Raw genomic sequence first — 18,748 nt, 5'->3', positions numbered from 1 at the left:
CTTAGTTCACGCCACGATCCCCGCTGTCTCTACCACCGCATGGAACAGCACGTCGGCGCCGGCGCCGGCCCATTCCTTGGTGATTTCCTCGGCCTCGTTGTGTGACAACCCGTCAACGCAGGGGCACATCACCATAGCGGTCGGCGCGACGCGGTTGATCCAGCAGGCGTCGTGGCCGGCGCCGGAGACGAGGTTGCGGTGGGAATAGCCGAGCCGTTCGGCTGCGTCGCGGATCGCCTTGACGCAGCCGGCATCGAAGGTGACCGGATCGAAAGCGCCGACCTGCTCGACCTTGTACTGGATGTCGAGCGCCTCACAGATCGTGTCGATGCCTTCGCGTATGCGCCCATCCATAGCGTCCAGCACTTCCTTCTCGGGCGAACGGATGTCGATGGTGAAGACGGTGCGTCCCGCAATGATGTTGCGCGAGTTCGGAAACACCTCCATGTGGCCGACCGCGCCGACGGCGTCGGGCTGGTAGTCCATGGCGATCTCATGCACCAGCTCGATCACGCGCGCCATGCCTAGACCGGCATTACGGCGCTTGGGCATCGGCGTCGAGCCGGTATGCGCCTCCTTGCCGGTCAGCGTTACCTGCAGCCATTTCAGGCCCTGGCCGTGGGTGACGACGCCAATGTCGATGCCTTCGTCCTCGAGGATCGGCCCCTGCTCGATATGCAGTTCGAAGAAGGCGTGGATCTTGCGGTCGCCGACCTTCTCGGTTCCCTTCCAGCCAATGCGCTCCAGCTCCTCGCCGAACTTTTTCCCCTGTTTATCAGTGTGCTGATACACGTCCGCCTGATCGAGCACACCGGCGAACACGCCGGACGCCATCATCGCCGGGGCAAAGCGCGAGCCTTCCTCATTGGTCCAGTTGGTAACGACGATCGGATGCCTGGTCTGGATGCCGAGATCGTTAAGCGAGCGAATAATCTCCAGCCCGCCGAGCACGCCGAGCACGCCGTCATATTTGCCGCCGGTCGGCTGCGTGTCGAGATGGCTGCCGACATAAACCGGCGGCAGGCTGGGATCAGCGCCTTCCCGGCGGGCAAACATGGTGCCCATTTCGTCGAGCCCCATTTCGAGCCCGGCCGCCTCGCACCAGCGCTTGAACAGATGCCGTCCCTCGCCGTCCTCGTCGGTCACGGTCTGGCGATTGTTGCCGCCGGCAATACCGGGGCCGATCTTCGCCATCTCCATGATGGAATCCCACAAACGGTCTGAATTGATTCGCAGATTCTCGCCCGGGGCGGCCATTCAAAGTCCTCTCATTTCATATAACCAACCGGGCGGCGGTTCCCGCCGCCGCCCGACTGGCTGGATAGATTAGTCGATCGCCTTCAGCACTTCTCTGACATGGTCGATCAATTCGTTGATCTGGCCCTTGGTGATGATCAGTGGCGGCGACAGCGCGATGATGTCGCCGGTGGTGCGGATCAGCGCGCCGCGCTCGAACGCCTTGACGAAGGCCGAGAAGGCCCGCTTGGTCGGGCTGCCGGCGATCGGCGCCAGTTCGATCGCGCCGATCAGGCCGATATTCCTGATGTCTATGACATGCGGCTCGTCCTTCAGCGAATGCAGCGCATCTTCCCAGTAGGGCGCCAGTTCCTCGCCACGGGTGAGCAGGCCCTCTTCCTTGTAGGTGTCGAGCGTGCCGAGTGCCGCGGCGCACGCAATCGGATTGCCCGAATAGGTGTAGCCGTGGAAGAACTCGATCATGTGCTCGGGGCCGGTCATGAAGGCGTCGTGGATTTCCTTCTTCACGAACACCGCGCCCATCGGGATGACGCCGTTGGAGACGCCCTTGGCGGTGGTCATGATGTCGGGCGTGACGCCGAAATAATCCGCTGCGAACGGCGCGCCGAGACGGCCGAAACCGGTGATGACCTCGTCGAAGATCAGCAAAATGCCGTGCTTGGTGCAGATCTCGCGCAGTTTCTGCAGATAGCCCTTCGGCGGCAGGATGACGCCGGTGGAGCCGGCGACCGGTTCGACGATGACGGCGGCGATGGTCGAGGCGTCATGCAGGGCAACGATGCGCTCCAGCTCGTTGGCGAGTTCCGCGCCATATTCCGGCACGCCCTTGGAGAAGGCGTTCTTTTCCGGCAGATGCGTGTGCGGCATGTGGTCGACGCCGCCGAGCAGCGTGCCGAACATCTTGCGGTTGGTGACGATGCCGCCGACCGAGATGCCGCCGAAATTGACGCCGTGATACCCGCGTTCGCGGCCGATCAGGCGGGTGCGCGCGCCCTCGCCCTTCACACGGTGATAGGCGATCGCCATCTTCAGCGCCGTTTCGACCGATTCCGAACCGGAATTGGTGAAGAAGACATGGTCCATGCCCTTGGGCGCGAGATCGACCAGGCGGTTGGCCAGCTCGAACACGATGGGGTGGCCCATCTGGAAGGCCGGCGCATAGTCGAGTTCGGCCGCCTGGTGCTGGATCGCCTCGGTGATCTTGGGACGGCAATGGCCGGCATTGACGCACCAGAGGCCGGCGGTGCCATCGAGCACCTTGCGGCCGTCGCTGGTGGTGTAGTGCATGTCCTTGGCGGACACGAACATGCGTGGCGCCTGCTTGAACTGCCGGTTTGCCGTGAACGGCATCCAGAATGCGCTGAGATCGTTCGGCGTGACTTTCAGCCGGTTGGACATGACCAAGACTTCCCCTTGTAACCTGTTTCGGTGCGGCTAACGCTTGGTCTTTCCAAAGCTTGGTCTTTGCTGCGTTTTCATGCTACGCAAATTTTTGACCGATTGGACAAACGTTAGCACCGCCCTGTCGGCGGTCAAGGGATTACTAGCGGAAATGCGGCCTCCGAAGTGCGCTCCACGGGTAAGAGAAAAACTGGTCCAGAGAATTGGTCCAGATGACCCGCGCGACCAAGGCTCGGCCACATGACCAACGCCGTGGAAGGCTCCGCCCCTCGCCGCACCCGCATCCAGCAGGAAAAGCGCGAACTGATCCTGGAGGCAGCCCTCGAAGTCTTCTCCGCCAACGGCTTTCGCGGTTCGACCATCGACCAGATCGCCGAGGCCGCCGGGATGTCGAAGCCGAACCTGCTCTATTATTTCCGCCGCAAGGAAGACATTCACGAGACACTGATGGAGCGGCTGCTGGCGACCTGGCTGGCGCCGCTGCGCGAACTCGACGATATCGGCGATCCCCTGACCGAGCTCAGGAGCTACATCAGGCGCAAGCTCGAAATGGCGCGTGATTTTCCCAGGGAGAGCCGGCTGTTCGCCAACGAGATCCTGCAAGGCGCGCCACGCATCATGCCGCTGCTGGCGGGTGAACTGAAGACACTGGTCGACGAGAAGGCCAACGTCATCAAGGGCTGGATGCGCGCGGGAAAAATCGCCCGCACCGATCCCTGGCACCTGATCTTTTCGATCTGGGCGACGACGCAGCACTATGCCGATTTCGATGTCCAGGTCCGTGCCGTGCTCGGCGCCGATCGCGGCGGCGACGGCCGCTTCGAGGATGCGGCGCGGTTTCTGGAGCAGTTGTTCATTGATGGGCTGAAGCCGAAGGGCTGACCTTTGGGCGTCAGGCGCTGCGGCGCTCCGCCGGCATCGCCTCAAGCAAATTCTGCAGCTTCTCGATCGAATTCTGTTCGGCCAGCGGCGTGTAGACGATCAGCTTCATGTCCGAGCCGTCGTCGATCGACAGGCTCATATGCTCGAACGTCATGGCGCCGGCTCTCGGATGTCGGACATGTTTCACCCCCGACAATCGGCGTGCCACGTCGCGTTGCGGCCACCAGTCGCGAAACTCCGGACTTGAGCGCGTCATAAGCACGATCAGCCGCTCGAAATCCGCATCGCCCACATAGCGGGCGCTTTCCGCCCGGAACGAGGCCAGCACGGTGCGCGCCAATTGCTCCCAGTCAACCAGCAGGCGCCGGTGATGCGGATTGGTGAACACCATGTGGACGATGTTGCGGGCGTCGCCCTCTAGCAGGCCATAATCACCGAACACCGCTACCGCCGCCGGATTCCAGGCCAGCACATCCCAGCGCCGCCCGACGACATAGGCCGGCTGCATCACCAGGCTCTCCAGCATATGCATTAGCGGGCCATCGACCTTTTCCGGCGCAGCCACGCGGTTCTCCGGTTGCTGGCGGCCTGCCAGGATGAACAGATGCCGCCTTTCAACGGCGTCGAGGCGCAGCGCTTCGCTGAGCGCCGCTAGCACCTCCACCGAGGGTCTGACCTCGCGCCCCTGCTCTAGCCATGTGTACCAGGTGGTGCCGACGCCGGCGATCATCGCCACTTCCTCGCGACGCAAGCCTGGCGTGCGTCTCCGCAGGCCGGTCGCGATGCCGGTGGCGGACGGCGTCAATCTTTCGCGGCGCGAGCGCAGGAAGGCGCCAAGCTCGCGCCGGCGGCTGTCTTCAGCGGAGTGCGTGATAGCATCCATGAGAGCTATTATAGCAGTATTGATACCAGGATAAAGTTTGAACTGTTTGGGCTGCGTCAGGCGCCCCATCTTCCATCCAGAGAGATGGAGGCTCTGAATATGGATCTGAAAGACAAGACAATCCTCATCACCGGTTCGACCGATGGCGTCGGCCGTGTCGTCGCGCAAAGGCTGGGCGCCGGCGGCGCGCGCGTGCTGGTGCATGGCCGTGACGCGGCTCGCGGCAAGGCAGCCGTCGCAGAAATCGAATCCGCCGGCGGCAAAGCCGAGTTCCTCGCCGCGGACCTCGCCTCGCTAGCCGAGGTCCGCCGCCTCGCCGAGGCCGTACGCGCAAAAACCGACCGGCTCGACATCCTCATCAACAATGCCGGCATCGGCACGGCCGGCGCCAAGCGACAGCTCAGCGCCGACGGCTTCGAACTGCGCTTTGCGGTCAACTATCTCGCCGGTTTCCTGCTGACCTCGGAACTGCTGCCGCTGCTCAAGGCGAGTTCGCCGGCGCGCATCATCAACGTCGCCTCGGCCGGCCAGCAGGCGATCGATTTCGGCGATGTCATGCTGACACGTTCCTATGACGGCGTGCGCGCCTATTGCCAGAGCAAGCTGGCGCAGATCCTGTTCACCATCGACCTGGCCGGAGAGTTGAAAGGCAGCGGCGTCACCGTGAACGCTCTGCATCCGGCGAGCTACATGAACACCACCATGGTCCGCCAGGCCGGCGTGACGCCATGGAGTTCGGTCGAGACCGGCGCCGACGCCATTCTCAACCTCGCGACATCGCCCGCCCTGGAGGGCCGCAGTGGCCTCTATTTCGATGGCCAAAAGGAATCCCGCGCCAACGCACAAGCCTATGACGCCAAGGCCAGACAGCAATTGCGAACCCTGAGCCTCGACCTCGTCGGCCAAGCCTCCGCAAAATCGAAGGAACAGCATTCATGACCGGCAAGATCGAACACACGGTCGTCATCGGCGGCTCATCCGGCATCGGCTTGGCAACGGCGCGACAACTGCTGGGCCCAGGCATGAAGGTGACCATCACCGGACGAAACCAGGACAAGCTCACCAGCGCCTGGAAGAGCCTCGGCGGCGCCGCCGAAAAAGCTGCCTTCGATGCTTCGAAGCCGGACGAAGTCCGCCAGTTCTTTGGGGAACTCGGACCGTTCGATCACCTCGTGCTGGCTGCCAGCGGCGGCAAGGGACTTGGGCGGTTCGAAACCCTCGACCTCTCAGACATCGCCGGCGGCGTCGACGAGAAAGTCAGGCCGCAGCTGTCCTGTTTGCAGGCAGCCTTACCGACGCTCAACAGATCGGGATCGGTCACTTTCATCTCGGCGGTGTCGGCACAATTGTCGGCGCCCGGCGTGGCTGGCATTGCCGCCGTCAACGGCATGCTGCTGACGGTGGTGCCGATCCTGGCGGTCGAACTGAAGCCTCTGCGCGTCAACGTCGTGGCGCCCGGCGTCATCGACACGCCATGGTGGGATTTTCTGGCCGAAGACCAGCGGCAGGCGGTGTTCAGCGAATATGCCGGCAAAACCCCGGTGGGCAGGATCGGCCGCGCCGAAGACGTCGCCGGCGCAATCGCCTTTCTCGTCTCCAACGGCTTCATGACCGGCCAGGTGCTGACCTGCGACGGCGGTTTGCGCTTCGCGGCGTGACCTTACAGCGACTGCGCGATCAGCGTGAGAAAGCCTCCGGCCAGGGCGACGTTGCCGACGAAGCCGTTGATGCGCGAGGCCCGGTCCGGGCCCTGATGGTCCCAGAAATTGTGGAACATCGGCGTCGCGACAATGAGAAACAGCACCAGCACAGCACTGGCGATCGCGGTCCACAGGCCGGCCATCACCAGCGCGCCGGCAATGGTCTGCAGGACGATGCCGGCCCACAACGCCAATCTCGCCTGCGGCACGCCGCGCGCGGCCATCAGCCCGGTCAGGAACGCCTCGTTTTGAACATTGCGCAGTCCCGCGACAACGAAGGCGCCGCCAAGCAACAGGCGGCCGAGAAACAACAGGGTCGAAGGCAAATCGACAGGCATGAAATCTTCCCCGTACTTAAGCATGAAACAGGTGGAGCGCCGCCCTTTCCACGGCGCTCCATGACTAACCGGACGGTCAGGCTGCTTTGGCAACCGGCATCGGGTGAATGGCGTGGAACGGGATGCAGAGCCGGTTCCAGGTGTTGATCATGCCGATCGCGACCGACAGCTTGACCAGTTCCTCTTCCGAGAAGTGCTCTAGCGTGCGGGCATAGAGTTCGTCCGAAACGCCATTGTTGGCGATCAGGGTCGTTGCCTCGGTCCAAGCAAGCGCCGCGCGTTCGCGCTCGGAAAACAGCGGCGATTCCTTCCAGGCCGAAACCAGATAGAGCCGTGTCTCGGTTTCGCCATCGCGCCTCGCCTCGCGGCTATGCATCTCGACGCAGTAGGAGCAGCCATTGATCTGCGAGGCGCGGAGCTTGATCAAATGCAGCAGGCTCACTTCAAGCCCGCATTCGTCGACCGCCTTGTTGAGCGCCGACACGGCTTTCATGATCTCAGGCGCCTTGGCGAAGAATTGCAGTCTCTGTTTCATCGTCTTTCCTTTCACATCTGTTTGGCGGGGGATTAAATCTGTTTGGTCGAAGCGGGTTTCTGCGGCCGCTGATGGCGCGCCACAAAGGCACAGCTGGCGGCAAACGATCGCGGATCGCCTTCGGCCTTGTAGTCAGCCACGATGTCGGACAACCGGGTTTCCGCGAGGGCCGCGCGATAGGCACGCTCGGCTTTCAGCATCGCGGCATTGATGCCGCACGGCTTCACATAGGCCGAAGCATCGATCTTGACCGGGCCGCGCTGGCGGATCTCGCCGCAGCGGAAGGCCGGCTCGCGACCCTCGACCGCAAGCACGATATCGAGCAGCGTGATGCGCTCGGCCGGACGCGCCAGCCGGTAGCCGCCCGCCGGTCCCGGCACCGATTCCAGGATGCGCGCAGCCGTCAGCTGGTTCAGATGTTTCAGCAGATAGCTCGGCGACAGGCCGAAGGACTCTGCCAAAGCAGCACCCGGTATCGTGCTGTTGCCCTCCACGCTGGCCAGTGTGGCCGCGCAATGGATGGCCGCTTCTACACCCTCGCCCAGCTTCACGATGTTGCGCTCCTATTCATGGATATCTTTTATCCTAGATAAATTTTATCTGCAATAGGGAAATGCGGAAATTCACATATAGCAATGGCTTCACAGAACTTGGGCATCCCGGTCTGCGGCCTGCACACATTTCCGGGCGGCTGGTCTGTGGCGATAGCGTGTATGGCGGCTTGGCGCATGCATTGTCTTATATTGCGCTGATCGACCCCCACTCCGTCTCGGCTTCGCCGAGCCACCTCTCCCCCGATCGACGGGGGAGAGGAACGGCGCCAAGTTTTTTGCCGTCCAACGTTCGTCCAGTAAAGCTCCCTTCCTTTCCCTCCGGAGGGAGGAAAGGCGGCGCTGCGAAGCAGCGACGGATTGGGGGAACCACGTGGCAACCAAGCCCTCACGCCGACCAGTCACAGAAGATGAGTGCACAACGTAGACGTCGATCGGGGCGAGGAACCCAAGTCTACTCCGCAGCCACCTTGGCCATCGGGTTGTTCGGGTGTGTCGTCCAATTGGCATAGACCGGCGACACCGGCTTGCCGGTGCGCTGGTCCATCACGCCGGCGGCCAGCGGCTCCATGGTGATGCAGTTCTCGACCGGGCAGACATTGACGCACAGATTGCAGCCGACGCATTCGGCCTCGATCACCTCGAAATGCCTGACGCCGTCGACCATGTTGGTGATTGCCTGGTGCGAAGTGTCCTCGCAGGCGATGTGGCAGCGGCCGCATTTGATGCAGGCGTCCTGATCGATACGCGCCTTGGCGATGTAATTGAGGTTGAGATACTGCCAGTCGGTAACATTGGGCGTGGCGCGGCCGACAATGTCGTTGAGCGAGGCATGGCCCTTCTCGTCCATCCAGTTTTCGAGACCGGCGATCATCTCCTGCACGATCTTGAAGCCGTATGTCATCGCCGCCGTGCACACCTGCACATTGCCGGCGCCGAGCGCCATGAATTCAGCCGCATCGCGCCAGGTGGTGATGCCGCCAATGCCGGAGATCGGCAGGCCGCGCGTTTCCGGATCGCGGGCGATCTCGGCCACCATGTTCATGGCAATCGGCTTCACCGCCGGGCCGCAATAGCCGCCATGCGAGCCTTTGCCGTCGATGGTCGGCTGCGGCGCGAAACTGTCTAGGTCGACGCCGGTGATCGAGTTGATGGTGTTGATCAGCGACACCGCGTCGGTTCCGCCGGAGAGTGCGGCGCGCGCCGGCTTGCGCACATCTGTGATATTCGGCGTCAGCTTGGTGATGACAGGCATGCGGGTGTTGGCCTTGCACCAGCGCACTACCATTTCGATGTATTCAGGCACCTGGCCGACAGCCGCGCCCATGCCGCGTTCCGACATGCCGTGCGGGCAGCCGAAATTGAGCTCGATGCCGTCGGCTTCGGTCTCCTCGACCACCGGCAGGATCGCCTTCCAGCTTTCCTCGACGCATGGCACCATCAGTGAGACGACGATGGCGCGGTCGGGCCAGTCCTTCTTGACCTGTTTGATCTCGCGCAGATTGACCTGCAAATCGCGGTCGGTGATCAGCTCGATATTGTTGAGGCCGAGCAGGCGCCGGTCGGCCCCCCAAATCGCGCCATAACGCGGGCCGTTGACGTTGACCACCGGCGGACCTTCTTCGCCCAGCGTCTTCCACACGACGCCGCCCCAGCCCGCCTTGAAGGCGCGGATGACATTGTAGGCCTTGTCGGTCGGCGGCGCCGAAGCCAGCCAGAACGGATTGGGCGATTTGATGCCGACGAAATTGTTGCGGATGTCTGCCATGACAGGTCCCTTTCAACCGAGACGAAGGAGCATTTCCACGGGTGCGAGAATGCCGCCTTTAAGCGCGGGGGTGAGATTGGCGATCTTGGTGCCGGCGTTCTCGCCCATGATAAGATTAACGCCAGGCGGCGGCTTTTTTCCTTCCGCCTGCGCCGCAGCCATGCGCGCCCGTATCGTGTCGAAAAATTCGATGGCGAAGGCGCCACGAGGGCGCTCGGCGGTTACAGAGAACCCCGCGGCGGCGGCAGCCGAACGATAGTCGTCGGGCGTGGCAACGAAGGACATGCTCTCGTCGGATGCCCATGGCAGCGGATAGGTCAGCGCACCTGCCTTGAGCCGCATCACATCGTAGACGGCAAAGACGCCGCCCGGCTTGAGCACACGCGCCGCCTCGCTCATCAGCTTTTTCTTGTCGGGAAGATTCATGCCGACATGCAGGATCATGGCCGTATCAAAGCTTTTGTTGCTGAACGGCATGTCCAGCGCGCTGCCCTGCACGAACCGGACTTTGTCGGCCATTCCCACCCGCTTCGACAGGCTGGTCGCGATGTCGACATAGCTTTGCGTCAGATCAATGCCGGTGACATCGGCGCCGGCATTGTTGGCGGCGAAGCGGGCTGGACCACCCACGCCGGAACCAATGTCGAGCAGCCTGGCCCCCGGCTTCAAACCCATCTGGCCGATGAGTTCCCTGGTGGCGGCGATACCGCCAATGTGGAACTCGTCGACCGCTTCGAGATCGCCAGCGCGTAGATGGGCAATTTCCACGCCGGTATCGGCGAGCACGGCAAGAATGTGCTGCTCAAGATCCGAGACGTCGTAGTGACGCGCGATGCCTGATTCCACTGAGGCCATGATCTCTATCCCTGTGCCAGACTCCGGTTGATGCTCTCCGCCGCATCGCGGCCTTGCGCGACGGCCGATACCGTCAAATCGTCGCCGCGAAAAATGCAGTCGCCGCCGGCCCAGACATTGGCGAGCGAGGTGCGCCCTTCTGCGTCGACCTTGATGCGGCCGGCTTCGAGTTCGATCGCAGCACCGCTGCCGTTGAGTGCCGCCGGCACAAAGCTCTGGCCGATCGCCTTGAACACCTGGTCGGCGGCCAGCGTAAGCCGCTCGCCGGTGCCGGCAAGCCTGTCGCCGTTCATCGCGGTGTATTCGAGTTCGATGCCCGACACTTTGCCGGCCTCAGTGATGACCCGCTTCGGCTGCAGCCAGTGGCGGATGGTGACGCCGTTGGCGGCAGCCAGATCCTGCTCGAACTCGGAAGCGTTCATGTGTTCCTGGCCGCGCCGGTAGCAGATCGTCACCTCCTCGGCGCCGAGCAGCTTCGATTGCACGGCGGCGTCGATCGCCGTCATGCCGCCGCCGATGACGACGACGCGCCGGCCGATTGGCAGGCTCGAGAGATCGCTGGCCTGGCGCAGTTCGGCGATGAATTCGACTGCATTGACAACGCCATCGGCGTCCTCGCCATCCGTGCGCAACGCATTCACGCCGCCAAGCCCCATGCCGAGGAAGACGGCATCGTAATTCAGGATCAGATCCGACAGCTGGTAGTCGCGGCCGAGCGCCTTGCCGTTATGGATATCGATGCCGCCGATCCCCGTGACATAGTCGACTTCGGCCTGGGCGAAATTGTCGATGCTCTTGTAGGCGGCGATGCCGTATTCGTTGAGGCCGCCGGCCTTCGGGCGGGCTTCCAGTATGGTCACCTCGTGGCCATGGCGGGCGAGCCGGTGCGCCGCGGCGAGGCCGGCCGGACCGGCGCCGACCACGGCGACCGACTTGCCGGTCGATTCAGCGCGCGAATAAAACTGCTTGTGCTCGGCCATGGCGACATCGGTGGCGTAGCGCTGCAGGCGGCCGATCTGCACCGGCTTGCCTTCCGCCACCTCGCGCACGCAGACCTCTTCGCACAGCGTCTCGGTAGGGCAGACGCGGGCGCACATGCCACCCAATATGTTCTGGTCGAAAATCGTCTTGGCCGAACCGATCGGGTTGCCGGTCGAGATCTGGCGGATGAACAGCGGAATGTCGATCGAGGTCGGGCACGCATTCATGCACGGCGCATCGTAACAGAAATAGCAGCGGTCGGATTCGACCAGCGCCTCGTGGTGATCGAGCGGCGGATGCAGGTCGGAAAAATTCTCGGCGTACTGGTCGGCGGCAAGCCGGCCGCCGGCAATGCCGTCCTTGAACTGGCCTTCTGGCATCGTCAGTTCCCCACGTTTTCGTTTTGGGGAAGGCTAGCACGTTTTATTTTTTTATCAATTGGTCAATTTTCGCCGCAAGCCATTGAAAAGACTAGCCCATAATATGATTTGACTACTCATGTTATGGCTTTCAGCCTATGGCACGGGCGAAAGGCCGGAGCTCGTAGCGGCCATGGATCGACCGGATCTCGTCGGCAACCAGTTGCTGCAGCCGCCACAGATTGCGGTCGCGGATGCCGAATTCCTCGAGGTGGCTGACGGTGTTGTAGAGATATTCCGCGCCTGAGCCGACATGGCCGCAGGCTCTGGCAAGCACCCCCGCCACCTTGTCCAGCGGCTGCCCGAGCGAGGTTCCCCTGCCCGTCACCCCGACCCAGAAGCCGAGCGCCCGTATCCGGCCCTGCTGGGTGCGCACGGGAACCCACCGGACCGAGCTGACACTCTCATGATCGTCGATCTCGCGCCGCAGCAGTCTTTCGATCTGCTGCGGCTTGTCGCCGTCGGGCAGGCGGTAGATGACGCCGTCGCATCGGCCACCGCGTTCGAGCGCCATCATCAGCCCCGGCTGCGCGACGCTGCCGCGCCAGCGCACCATGTCGAGGCAGAAGGAGCGGTGCCAGCCGAAAGCAGTGGCGCGCTGGCGTTCGACGGATTCGAAAGCCGGCTTCCAGATCAGCGAGCCATAGGCGAACACCCACAAAGGCCCCTCGTCTGCTTCTTCAGACAGCCGCAAGGCCAAGGTCCGGTAATCCTCATCGTTCAGCTGCGTCCAACTGCAGTCGGGTCCGGGATCGACCTCTTCGCGATGACACAGTGACACAAGCTCAGGCGTGAGCGACATAAGGCGCATGAAACGACTACCCCTCGTTTGCCCAAGGAAAGTCGAAAACCGCCGCATGTGCAAGCCGCCGGTGGGCCGAAGTGCGGAACGACGTGTCAACGCAGCCGTTGAACTTTCTCCGCTTCGCTGTCGGATTTGCGTCGCTGAAAACGTCCTTTGATGGATCGGACGACGATCTATGCATGAAGGTGAGGAGACCGAAAATGCCGAAATCCCCAATGCCCTTCTTCTGGTACGAGTTGATGACCAGCGACCTCGATGCGGCGCAAGCATTTTACACCACCGTGGTCGGCTGGCGGGCCGAGCCCTTCGACAAAGCGCCCAGCATGCCGCGCTATATCGTGGTGAACTCCGCCGAGCGTGGCGTGGGCGGGCTGATGACCCTGCCCGAGGAAGCAGCCAGGACGGGTCTGAAGCCGGCCTGGTTCGGCTATGTGCACACCAGCGATACCGATGCCTCGACCGAGGCACTGAAAGCCGCCGGCGGGACTGTTCACCGCGAACCCGACGACATTCCCGGCGTCGGCCGCTTCTCCGTCGTCGCCGACCCGCAAGGCGCCGCCTTCATGTTCCTGCAGCCCAATGGTCCCGACCAGCCCGTCCTTCCGGCAACGACGCCGGGCCATGTCGGCTGGCACGAGCTTTATGCGTCCGACCGCCAGAAGGCCTTCGATTTCTACTCCAGCCAGTTCGGCTGGACTGATGCCGGTAGCATGGACGTCGGCGAGATGGGCATCTATCAGACCTTCTCAGCCGGCCCTGAATCCGGCGGCGGCATCATGAACAAGCCGCAACAGCTGCCGGTGCCGGTCTGGCTGTTCTACTTCAATGTCGACGCCATCGACGCAGCCGCCAAACGCGTCACCGACAATGGCGGCAAAATTGTCATGGGTCCGATGCCGGTGCCGACCGGCCAATGGATTGCCCAGTTCACCGATCCGCAAGGCGCTTATTTCGCGCTGATCGCGCCGGGCCGCTGATCCCCTCCGGTACTCGCCTGCACGGAACTGCTCTCATCGCGCCGCCGGTGCGATGAGAGGCGCGTCCGGGGCGGTCACTCTGGCGCCAGCACAGCAACCTTGAGGTTCTCTTTCCTGGCGCCGCTGAGCTGGATCGTGGCTGCGCCAGGCGTCAGCTTGAAGCGCACGCTCTTGCGGATGCCGGGGCAGGTCTTCACGCCGCTGAAACCCGCTGATTTCACGGCTTGGCCATCCTGAATGACGTCAACCCAGGCCTCGTCGGATAGGCTGATCTGGAGCTCTCCTTCCGGTGGCACGGCCACGTTTGCCGTCGCGCCGAACGTGCCGGCTGCCGGCGCGCGTTGCGGTGAGACCGTGAAGCTGACCGCATCGACCGGCTCCAGCGCCATATCCGCGGCTTCGCCGAAAGCAAGAGAGGCACCGGACTGCGCGGCGGGCGCCGCCGGAAACAGTTCCTGCTCGCGTGTCACCGGCCATTTGAAGGCATCGCAGCCAGCATCAGCGGCCATCGCGAAACTGGTGCTTGCGAGGATTGCGAACAGGCTGATGGCGGCTTTTTTCATGGCGAAGGAACCCGTCTGGTTTGGAGTGTCTACTCGCAGATATACAACCTTAACGAGATCTATGCAACCATAACGAGAGCAAATTTCGAAGTCAGACTGGAAATAATTGCAATCACCGATTGTTGATGACAGGCCATGGGAAGTGAATGGTCCAGCGCCGGGTGATGATTTATGGCCGGGCCACATGGTTGGAAAAATGGAGTTTAGATGAAGCTTTTTGACGGTCTCGCCAGATTTCAGCCGCAGGCACTCGGCGTCCTGCGCATCATCACAGCCCTGCAGTTCGTCGAACATGGCTCGCAGAAACTGTTCAATTTTCCGGTCAGCGCCGAGCCTCACGCTCTTACCGGCCTGACGGCGACGGCAGGCATCCTGGAGTTCGCCGGTGGCATCCTGCTGGCGCTCGGTCTGTTCACCCGCCCGGTCGCGTTCCTTCTGGCCGGCGAGATGGCCATCGCCTATTTCATGGCGCACTACCCGCGCGACTTCTTCCCGGTCAACAACAGCGGCGACGCGGCAATCTCCTTCTGCTTCATCTTCCTCTATCTGGTGTTTGCCGGCGCCGGCGCCTTCGCGCTCGACAACCGCCGCAGCACCTGACGCGCCTGATGCATGTCGCCCAAAAGTGCGCAGCGGTTTTGGGATAACGACTTGCACAAAAAACGACTTGCACAAAACAAGAATCTGAAGCGCCTCGGCGAAGCCGAAGCGCTTCAGGCGCGCATTCGCTCGAAGTTCGCGTCAAAGAGCGGCGCTGCCTGAACGCGCGCCGCGTGGCGCTTGCCCAAAAGTTCGATTTCGAAGCCGTCGCTCTTGTCTGCGATCTCCTTCGGCACATAGCCGATGGCGACGGATTTCTTCGAGTGATGCGCATAGCCGCCCGACGTCACCCAGCCGCGCACCGCGCCATCGTACCAGATCGGCTCGTCGCCGATGACATCGGCATCGTCGGCGTCGAGGATAAATGTGCGCAGCCTGAGCTTGCCGCCCTGCTTGCGCTCGGCAAGAGCGCCGGTTTTACCGATGAAATCGGCATCCTTGCCATAGGCGACGAAACGGTCGAGCCCGGCCTCCAGCGGCCCGTAGATCGGCCGGTATTCACGCGCCCATGAGCCGTAGTTTTTCTCCAGCCGCAGCGCATTGAGCGCGCGCGAGCCGAACAGGCCGAGGCCGAATTCCGCGCCTGCCGCCATCAACGCCTGGAAGGCAGCGCGCTGATATTCCGGCGCCACCCAGATCTCGTAGCCGAGATCGCCGGTGTAGCTGACGCGGCCGACCAGGCACGGCGCCGTGCCGATGTCCATTTTCGCGACCGCCATGAAGGGGAATGCGGTGTTGGCGACATCCGCGCGGCTGACCTTCGCCAGCACCTCCCTCGCCTTGGGTCCGGCGATCGCCAGACCGGTCAGTTTCTGCCCCAGCGCCTCCATGCGCACTGAGCTATCCGCAGGTAAATGCGCCTCGAACCAGCGCATATGATACTGCTCGGCGATACCGGAGCCGGCGATGAACCACTCGGTCCCGTTGGAATTGGTGGCACCGATATTGGCCAGCGTGAAATCGCCGATGAGCTTGCCGTCATCCTTCAGCATCGGCGCCAGCGTCATGCGGCCTGGCTTGGGCAACTTGCAGGCAAAGACCCGGTCGAGCCAAGCGGCCGCCCCTCCTCCCGTCACCTTGTATTTGGCGAAGTTCGAAATCTCCGCCAGGCCGACGCTCTCACGAACAGTCGCGACCTCATTGGCGACATGGGAAAAATCGCTGGACCGCCGCCACGAGAACTCGTCCTTGACACCCTCGGGCGCAAACCAGAGCGGCACTTCCAGCCCATAGGACACGCCCCATTGCGCGCCCTTGGCCGACAGCAGATCATAGATCGGCGTCGTCTTCAGCTGCCGCCCGGCGGGCAGCTCCTCATTGGGGAAGCGGATAGAGAAGCGGCGCGAATAGTTCTCGCGCACCTTGGCGTTGGTGTAGGCCATCGTCGCCCAGTCGCCGTAGCGCGCGACATCCATCGCCCAGATGTCGGCGCCGGGATCGCCCTCGATCATCCAGTTGGACAGCGCCAGGCCGACGCCGCCGCCTTGTGAAAAGCCCGCCATGACGCCGCAGGCGACCCAGAAGCCGGGAAGGCCACGCACCGGCCCGACCAGCGGATTGCCGTCCGGCGCGAAGGTGAAGGGGCCGTTGATGATCTGCCTGATGCCGGTCCTCTCGAAGGCCGGGAAATGCCTGAAGCCGACTTCGAGCGACGGCGCGATGCGGTCGATATCCGGCTCCAGCAGTTCATGGCCGAAATTCCACGGCGTCTGGAATTCGGACCAGACCTTGTTGGCCTTCTCATACGTGCCCATCAGCATGCCGCCGCGCTCCTGGCGCAGGTACAGCTCACCATCGAAATCGACGGCATGGATGATCTCGGTGCCGGTCTTGGCGTTCCAGGCGGCGACTTCCGGCATATCCTCGGTGATCAGGTACATGTGCTCCATGGCCAGCACCGGCAGTTCCAGCCCGACCATGCGGCCGACCTCGCGCGCCCATAACCCGCCGGCATTGACGACATGCTCGGCCACCACTTCGCCCTTGTTGGTGATGACGCGCCACATGCCGTCGGGACGGCGGACGATGTCTTCCACCTTGGTGAAGCGCTCTACTTCCGCGCCCAGTTTCCGCGCGGCCTTGGCATAGGCATGCGTCACGCCGGAGGGATCGAGATGGCCGTCCTCCTTGTTGCGGACGGCGCCGACGAATTGTTTCGGGTCGAGCAGCGGCATCAGCTCGGCCGCTTCGTTGGCCGATATCTCCTCGAGGTCGATGCCGAGGTAACGCCCCTTGGCGACGACGCCGCGCAGCCAGTCGAGCCGCGCCTCGGTTGCCGCCAGAAGCACGCCGCCGGTCAGATGTACGCCGGTCGCCTGTCCCGACAGCTCCTCGATCTCCTTGTAGAGCGAGATCGTGTATTTCTGCAGCTTGGCGACGTTGGGGTCGCCATTGATCGTGTGCATGCCGCCGGCCGCATGCCAGGTCGAGCCCGAGGTCAGCTCGTCGCGCTCCAGCAGCACGACATCGGTCCAGCCATGGCGGGCCAGATGGAACAGCACCGAACACCCGACGACGCCACCGCCAATGACCACGACCTTTGCATGCGATTTCATGAGTTTTTCTCTGTTATCAATGAGTTGAGGAGATAAGGTGAATCAGAAAGGCAGCGCCGCGCGCCGACGCTGAAAAAGTCACGGCTCGCCCTGCCCGATCGCTTCCTTGCGCCTGGCCATGTATGCCTCCAGCGCCTCGCGCACGGCGATGTCCATCACCGGCTCGACATAGTCTTCCAGCGCCTTCTTCCACAGCCGGGTCGCGCGCGCCGTGGTGTCGAGGCCGCCGGCTTCCTGCCAGGCCTCGTAATTCTGCCAGTTGGACAGCATCGGCTGGTAGAAGGCGGTGGCATAGCGTTCCAGCGTGTGCGGTTCGCCGAAGAAATGGCCGCCGGTCGGCACCGCGCCCAGCGCCTCGACAGCAAGCTCCGCCTCGTCGACGACGATCGGGCGCAGGAATTCCATCATGTGCTGGATCATCTCGACATCGATGATGAGCTTTTCGAACGATGCCGTCAGCCCGCCCTCCTGCCAGCCGGCGGCATGATAGACGAGGTTGCCGTGGCCGAGCACAGCGCCCCACAGCGCCATCAGCGTCTCGTAGGCGCCTTGCGCGTCCGCCGCATTCGATGCCGACCCCGGCGTTGTGCGGTAGGGCAGACAATAGCGCCGCGCCAATTGCCCCGAGGCGATATTGGCCTTGGTGTTCTCCGGCGTGCCGAAGGCCGGCGCGCCCGACTTCATGTCGACGTTGGAGGTGAAGGCGCCGTACATCACCGGCGCACCGGGGCGCACCAGTTGCGTCAGCACCACGCCGAACAGCGCTTCGGCGTTCTGCTGCGCCAGGGCGCCGGCGAGCGTCACCGGGCTCATCGCGCCCATCAACGTGAACGGCGTCACCGCCACCGACTGGCCGAACTCGGCCATGGTCATCAGCCCTTCGGCCATCATTTCGTCGAAACGGCGCGGCGAGTTGACCGAGATGATGGTGGCGATGCCGGGATCATCGCGCATCTCGTCCAGCGTCAGCCCGCGCGCGATTGCCATCATCTCGATGCCGTCCAGCGCCCGGCCTCGTCCGATCGCCGAGACATGGAAGGATTTGTCGGTCAGCGTCAGATTGGTGAAATAGGTATCCATGTGCCTGGTGTTGGCCGGCAGTTCCACCGGCGCGCAGACCTGGTTGCCGAGCATGTGGATGCAGTTGAAATGCTGAGCCAGCCGGGTCAGATCGGCATAGTCGTGCAAGTTTCCAGCGCGCCGGCCGCGCTCCGTGTCGTGCACATTGGGCGGCCCGGCGACGAGGGTGAAATTGATCGTGTTGCCGCCGAGATGAATGGTGTTGGCGGGGTTGCGCGGCGTCAGCCGGTAGCTGGACTGCGTGGTCTTCAGCGCCTCGGCGACAAGGCCCCGGTCGATGCGGACGTTCGCCGTTGCATGGTCGACCTTTGCGCCCGCCTTCTCGAACAGCGCCAGCGCCCGCTGAGACATCACCTCGATGCCGAAATTTTCCAGAATATGCATCGACGCCTGGTGGATCGTTTCGACCTGGTCGACTGAGAGCATCGCCATCGGCGGATAGGGATTGGTCACCCGCCGCAGTGGAAGTTGCGGGATGGCGGCAGGCCCCCGGTTGCTGGTTCGCTCCGCGCCGCGCTTTCGTCTTGGTTCATTCATGCCTGGCATCAGAGCGCCGGCATCCGGATATCGCTGTCAGAAATCCGCCCTTCGCGGGCGT

Annotated in this window: 18 protein-coding genes; 5 read left to right on the top strand and 13 right to left on the bottom strand. The window is 63.0% G+C overall.

Annotation, left to right across the window (positions count from 1 at the left end):
• Nucleotides 1–6: 6 nt before the first annotated feature.
• The gene (locus NL532_RS13515; protein WP_023829228.1) at nt 7–1,257 is read right to left on the bottom strand and encodes a Zn-dependent hydrolase; all 1,251 of its coding nucleotides are present in this window, start codon (nt 1,255–1,257) and stop codon (nt 7–9) included.
• Between the two features lie 69 nt (nt 1,258–1,326).
• On the bottom strand, nt 1,327–2,655 hold the full coding sequence (gene aptA / locus NL532_RS13510) for an omega-aminotransferase AptA (protein ID WP_023712059.1): 1,329 nt from the start codon (nt 2,653–2,655) through the stop codon (nt 1,327–1,329).
• Between the two features lie 243 nt (nt 2,656–2,898).
• On the opposite strand from aptA, the gene NL532_RS13505 reads away from it, so the two are divergent.
• Nucleotides 2,899–3,540 (top strand): TetR family transcriptional regulator C-terminal domain-containing protein, encoded by a 642-nt coding sequence (locus NL532_RS13505; protein ID WP_031203200.1) that lies wholly within the window; start codon nt 2,899–2,901, stop codon nt 3,538–3,540.
• 10 nt (nt 3,541–3,550) lie between these two features.
• Here the strand turns inward: NL532_RS13505 and NL532_RS13500 are convergent, their stop codons facing one another.
• Nucleotides 3,551–4,423, bottom strand: a complete 873-nt coding sequence (locus tag NL532_RS13500) for a helix-turn-helix transcriptional regulator (RefSeq protein ID WP_023712061.1) — start codon at nt 4,421–4,423, stop codon at nt 3,551–3,553.
• 99 nt (nt 4,424–4,522) lie between these two features.
• On the opposite strand from NL532_RS13500, the gene NL532_RS13495 reads away from it, so the two are divergent.
• Both NL532_RS13495 and NL532_RS13490 read left to right on the top strand, forming a co-directional pair.
• Nucleotides 4,523–5,362 carry an SDR family oxidoreductase gene (locus tag NL532_RS13495; protein WP_023687992.1) on the top strand — a complete coding sequence of 280 codons (840 nt, stop codon included), beginning with the start codon at nt 4,523–4,525 and terminating at the stop codon, nt 5,360–5,362.
• Nucleotides 5,359–6,081 (top strand): SDR family oxidoreductase, encoded by a 723-nt coding sequence (locus NL532_RS13490; protein WP_023829227.1) that lies wholly within the window; start codon nt 5,359–5,361, stop codon nt 6,079–6,081. The genes NL532_RS13495 and NL532_RS13490 overlap by 4 nt, the downstream gene beginning before the upstream one ends.
• A gap of 2 nt (nt 6,082–6,083) precedes the next feature.
• Here the strand turns inward: NL532_RS13490 and NL532_RS13485 are convergent, their stop codons facing one another.
• From NL532_RS13485 to NL532_RS13455, 7 genes are all read right to left on the bottom strand, one after another.
• Nucleotides 6,084–6,461 carry a DoxX family protein gene (locus NL532_RS13485; protein ID WP_023690828.1) on the bottom strand — a complete coding sequence of 126 codons (378 nt, stop codon included), beginning with the start codon at nt 6,459–6,461 and terminating at the stop codon, nt 6,084–6,086.
• Nucleotides 6,462–6,537: 76 nt separating this feature from the next.
• Complete coding sequence (locus tag NL532_RS13480) at nt 6,538–6,996, bottom strand: carboxymuconolactone decarboxylase family protein (RefSeq protein WP_023712065.1); 459 nt, start codon at nt 6,994–6,996, stop codon at nt 6,538–6,540.
• A 32-nt stretch (nt 6,997–7,028) separates the two neighbouring features.
• On the bottom strand, nt 7,029–7,547 hold the full coding sequence (locus NL532_RS13475) for an RrF2 family transcriptional regulator (protein WP_023668205.1): 519 nt from the start codon (nt 7,545–7,547) through the stop codon (nt 7,029–7,031).
• Nucleotides 7,548–8,001: 454 nt separating this feature from the next.
• Nucleotides 8,002–9,315 (bottom strand): NAD-dependent dihydropyrimidine dehydrogenase subunit PreA, encoded by a 1,314-nt coding sequence (preA, locus tag NL532_RS13470; protein ID WP_023668204.1) that lies wholly within the window; start codon nt 9,313–9,315, stop codon nt 8,002–8,004.
• A 12-nt stretch (nt 9,316–9,327) separates the two neighbouring features.
• The gene (locus NL532_RS13465; RefSeq protein ID WP_023690824.1) at nt 9,328–10,170 is read right to left on the bottom strand and encodes a class I SAM-dependent methyltransferase; all 843 of its coding nucleotides are present in this window, start codon (nt 10,168–10,170) and stop codon (nt 9,328–9,330) included.
• Between the two features lie 5 nt (nt 10,171–10,175).
• Nucleotides 10,176–11,531, bottom strand: a complete 1,356-nt coding sequence (locus NL532_RS13460; RefSeq protein ID WP_023829226.1) for an NAD(P)-dependent oxidoreductase — start codon at nt 11,529–11,531, stop codon at nt 10,176–10,178.
• Nucleotides 11,532–11,661: 130 nt separating this feature from the next.
• Nucleotides 11,662–12,381, bottom strand: a complete 720-nt coding sequence (locus NL532_RS13455) for a gamma-glutamylcyclotransferase (protein ID WP_023829225.1) — start codon at nt 12,379–12,381, stop codon at nt 11,662–11,664.
• Nucleotides 12,382–12,575: 194 nt separating this feature from the next.
• On the opposite strand from NL532_RS13455, the gene NL532_RS13450 reads away from it, so the two are divergent.
• The gene (locus NL532_RS13450) at nt 12,576–13,352 is read left to right on the top strand and encodes a VOC family protein (RefSeq protein ID WP_023682198.1); all 777 of its coding nucleotides are present in this window, start codon (nt 12,576–12,578) and stop codon (nt 13,350–13,352) included.
• A 74-nt stretch (nt 13,353–13,426) separates the two neighbouring features.
• Here NL532_RS13450 and NL532_RS13445 read toward each other — a convergent pair whose 3' ends face one another.
• Nucleotides 13,427–13,915: a hypothetical protein gene (locus tag NL532_RS13445; protein ID WP_023829224.1), complete on the bottom strand. Its 489-nt coding sequence runs from the start codon at nt 13,913–13,915 to the stop codon at nt 13,427–13,429.
• A 207-nt stretch (nt 13,916–14,122) separates the two neighbouring features.
• Here NL532_RS13445 and NL532_RS13440 point away from each other — a divergent pair, with 207 nt between their 5' ends.
• Nucleotides 14,123–14,515, top strand: a complete 393-nt coding sequence (locus NL532_RS13440; protein ID WP_023682200.1) for a DoxX family protein — start codon at nt 14,123–14,125, stop codon at nt 14,513–14,515.
• 113 nt (nt 14,516–14,628) lie between these two features.
• Here the strand turns inward: NL532_RS13440 and NL532_RS13435 are convergent, their stop codons facing one another.
• Entirely contained in the window at nt 14,629–17,070 is a 2,442-nt protein-coding gene (locus NL532_RS13435; protein ID WP_023682201.1) for a GcvT family protein, read from the bottom strand.
• 78 nt (nt 17,071–17,148) lie between these two features.
• The gene (locus tag NL532_RS13430) at nt 17,149–18,687 is read right to left on the bottom strand and encodes a trimethylamine methyltransferase family protein (RefSeq protein ID WP_023829223.1); all 1,539 of its coding nucleotides are present in this window, start codon (nt 18,685–18,687) and stop codon (nt 17,149–17,151) included.
• Nucleotides 18,688–18,748 lie beyond the last annotated feature (61 nt).

Source organism: Mesorhizobium sp. C120A (assembly GCF_030323105.1).
Lineage (GTDB): Bacteria > Pseudomonadota > Alphaproteobacteria > Rhizobiales > Rhizobiaceae > Mesorhizobium.
Note: the sequence above shows the minus strand (reverse complement) of the source record. Positions and strands in the feature narration are given on the sequence as shown.

Bases quoted from the DNA above. Each gene is read 5' to 3' on its own strand.
- NL532_RS13515 (WP_023829228.1), bottom strand. From the start codon at position 1,257: ATGGCCGCCCCGGGCGAGAATCTGCGAATCAATTCAGACCGTTTGTGG.
- aptA (WP_023712059.1), bottom strand. From the start codon at position 2,655: ATGTCCAACCGGCTGAAAGTCACGCCGAACGATCTCAGCGCATTCTGG.
- NL532_RS13505 (WP_031203200.1), top strand. From the start codon at position 2,899: ATGACCAACGCCGTGGAAGGCTCCGCCCCTCGCCGCACCCGCATCCAG.
- NL532_RS13500 (WP_023712061.1), bottom strand. From the start codon at position 4,423: ATGGATGCTATCACGCACTCCGCTGAAGACAGCCGCCGGCGCGAGCTT.
- NL532_RS13495 (WP_023687992.1), top strand. From the start codon at position 4,523: ATGGATCTGAAAGACAAGACAATCCTCATCACCGGTTCGACCGATGGC.
- NL532_RS13490 (WP_023829227.1), top strand. From the start codon at position 5,359: ATGACCGGCAAGATCGAACACACGGTCGTCATCGGCGGCTCATCCGGC.
- NL532_RS13485 (WP_023690828.1), bottom strand. From the start codon at position 6,461: ATGCCTGTCGATTTGCCTTCGACCCTGTTGTTTCTCGGCCGCCTGTTG.
- NL532_RS13480 (WP_023712065.1), bottom strand. From the start codon at position 6,996: ATGAAACAGAGACTGCAATTCTTCGCCAAGGCGCCTGAGATCATGAAA.
- preA (WP_023668204.1), bottom strand. From the start codon at position 9,315: ATGGCAGACATCCGCAACAATTTCGTCGGCATCAAATCGCCCAATCCG.
- NL532_RS13465 (WP_023690824.1), bottom strand. From the start codon at position 10,170: ATGGCCTCAGTGGAATCAGGCATCGCGCGTCACTACGACGTCTCGGAT.
- NL532_RS13460 (WP_023829226.1), bottom strand. From the start codon at position 11,531: ATGCCAGAAGGCCAGTTCAAGGACGGCATTGCCGGCGGCCGGCTTGCC.
- NL532_RS13455 (WP_023829225.1), bottom strand. From the start codon at position 12,381: ATGCGCCTTATGTCGCTCACGCCTGAGCTTGTGTCACTGTGTCATCGC.
- NL532_RS13450 (WP_023682198.1), top strand. From the start codon at position 12,576: ATGCCGAAATCCCCAATGCCCTTCTTCTGGTACGAGTTGATGACCAGC.
- NL532_RS13445 (WP_023829224.1), bottom strand. From the start codon at position 13,915: ATGAAAAAAGCCGCCATCAGCCTGTTCGCAATCCTCGCAAGCACCAGT.
- NL532_RS13440 (WP_023682200.1), top strand. From the start codon at position 14,123: ATGAAGCTTTTTGACGGTCTCGCCAGATTTCAGCCGCAGGCACTCGGC.
- NL532_RS13435 (WP_023682201.1), bottom strand. From the start codon at position 17,070: ATGAAATCGCATGCAAAGGTCGTGGTCATTGGCGGTGGCGTCGTCGGG.
- NL532_RS13430 (WP_023829223.1), bottom strand. From the start codon at position 18,687: ATGAATGAACCAAGACGAAAGCGCGGCGCGGAGCGAACCAGCAACCGG.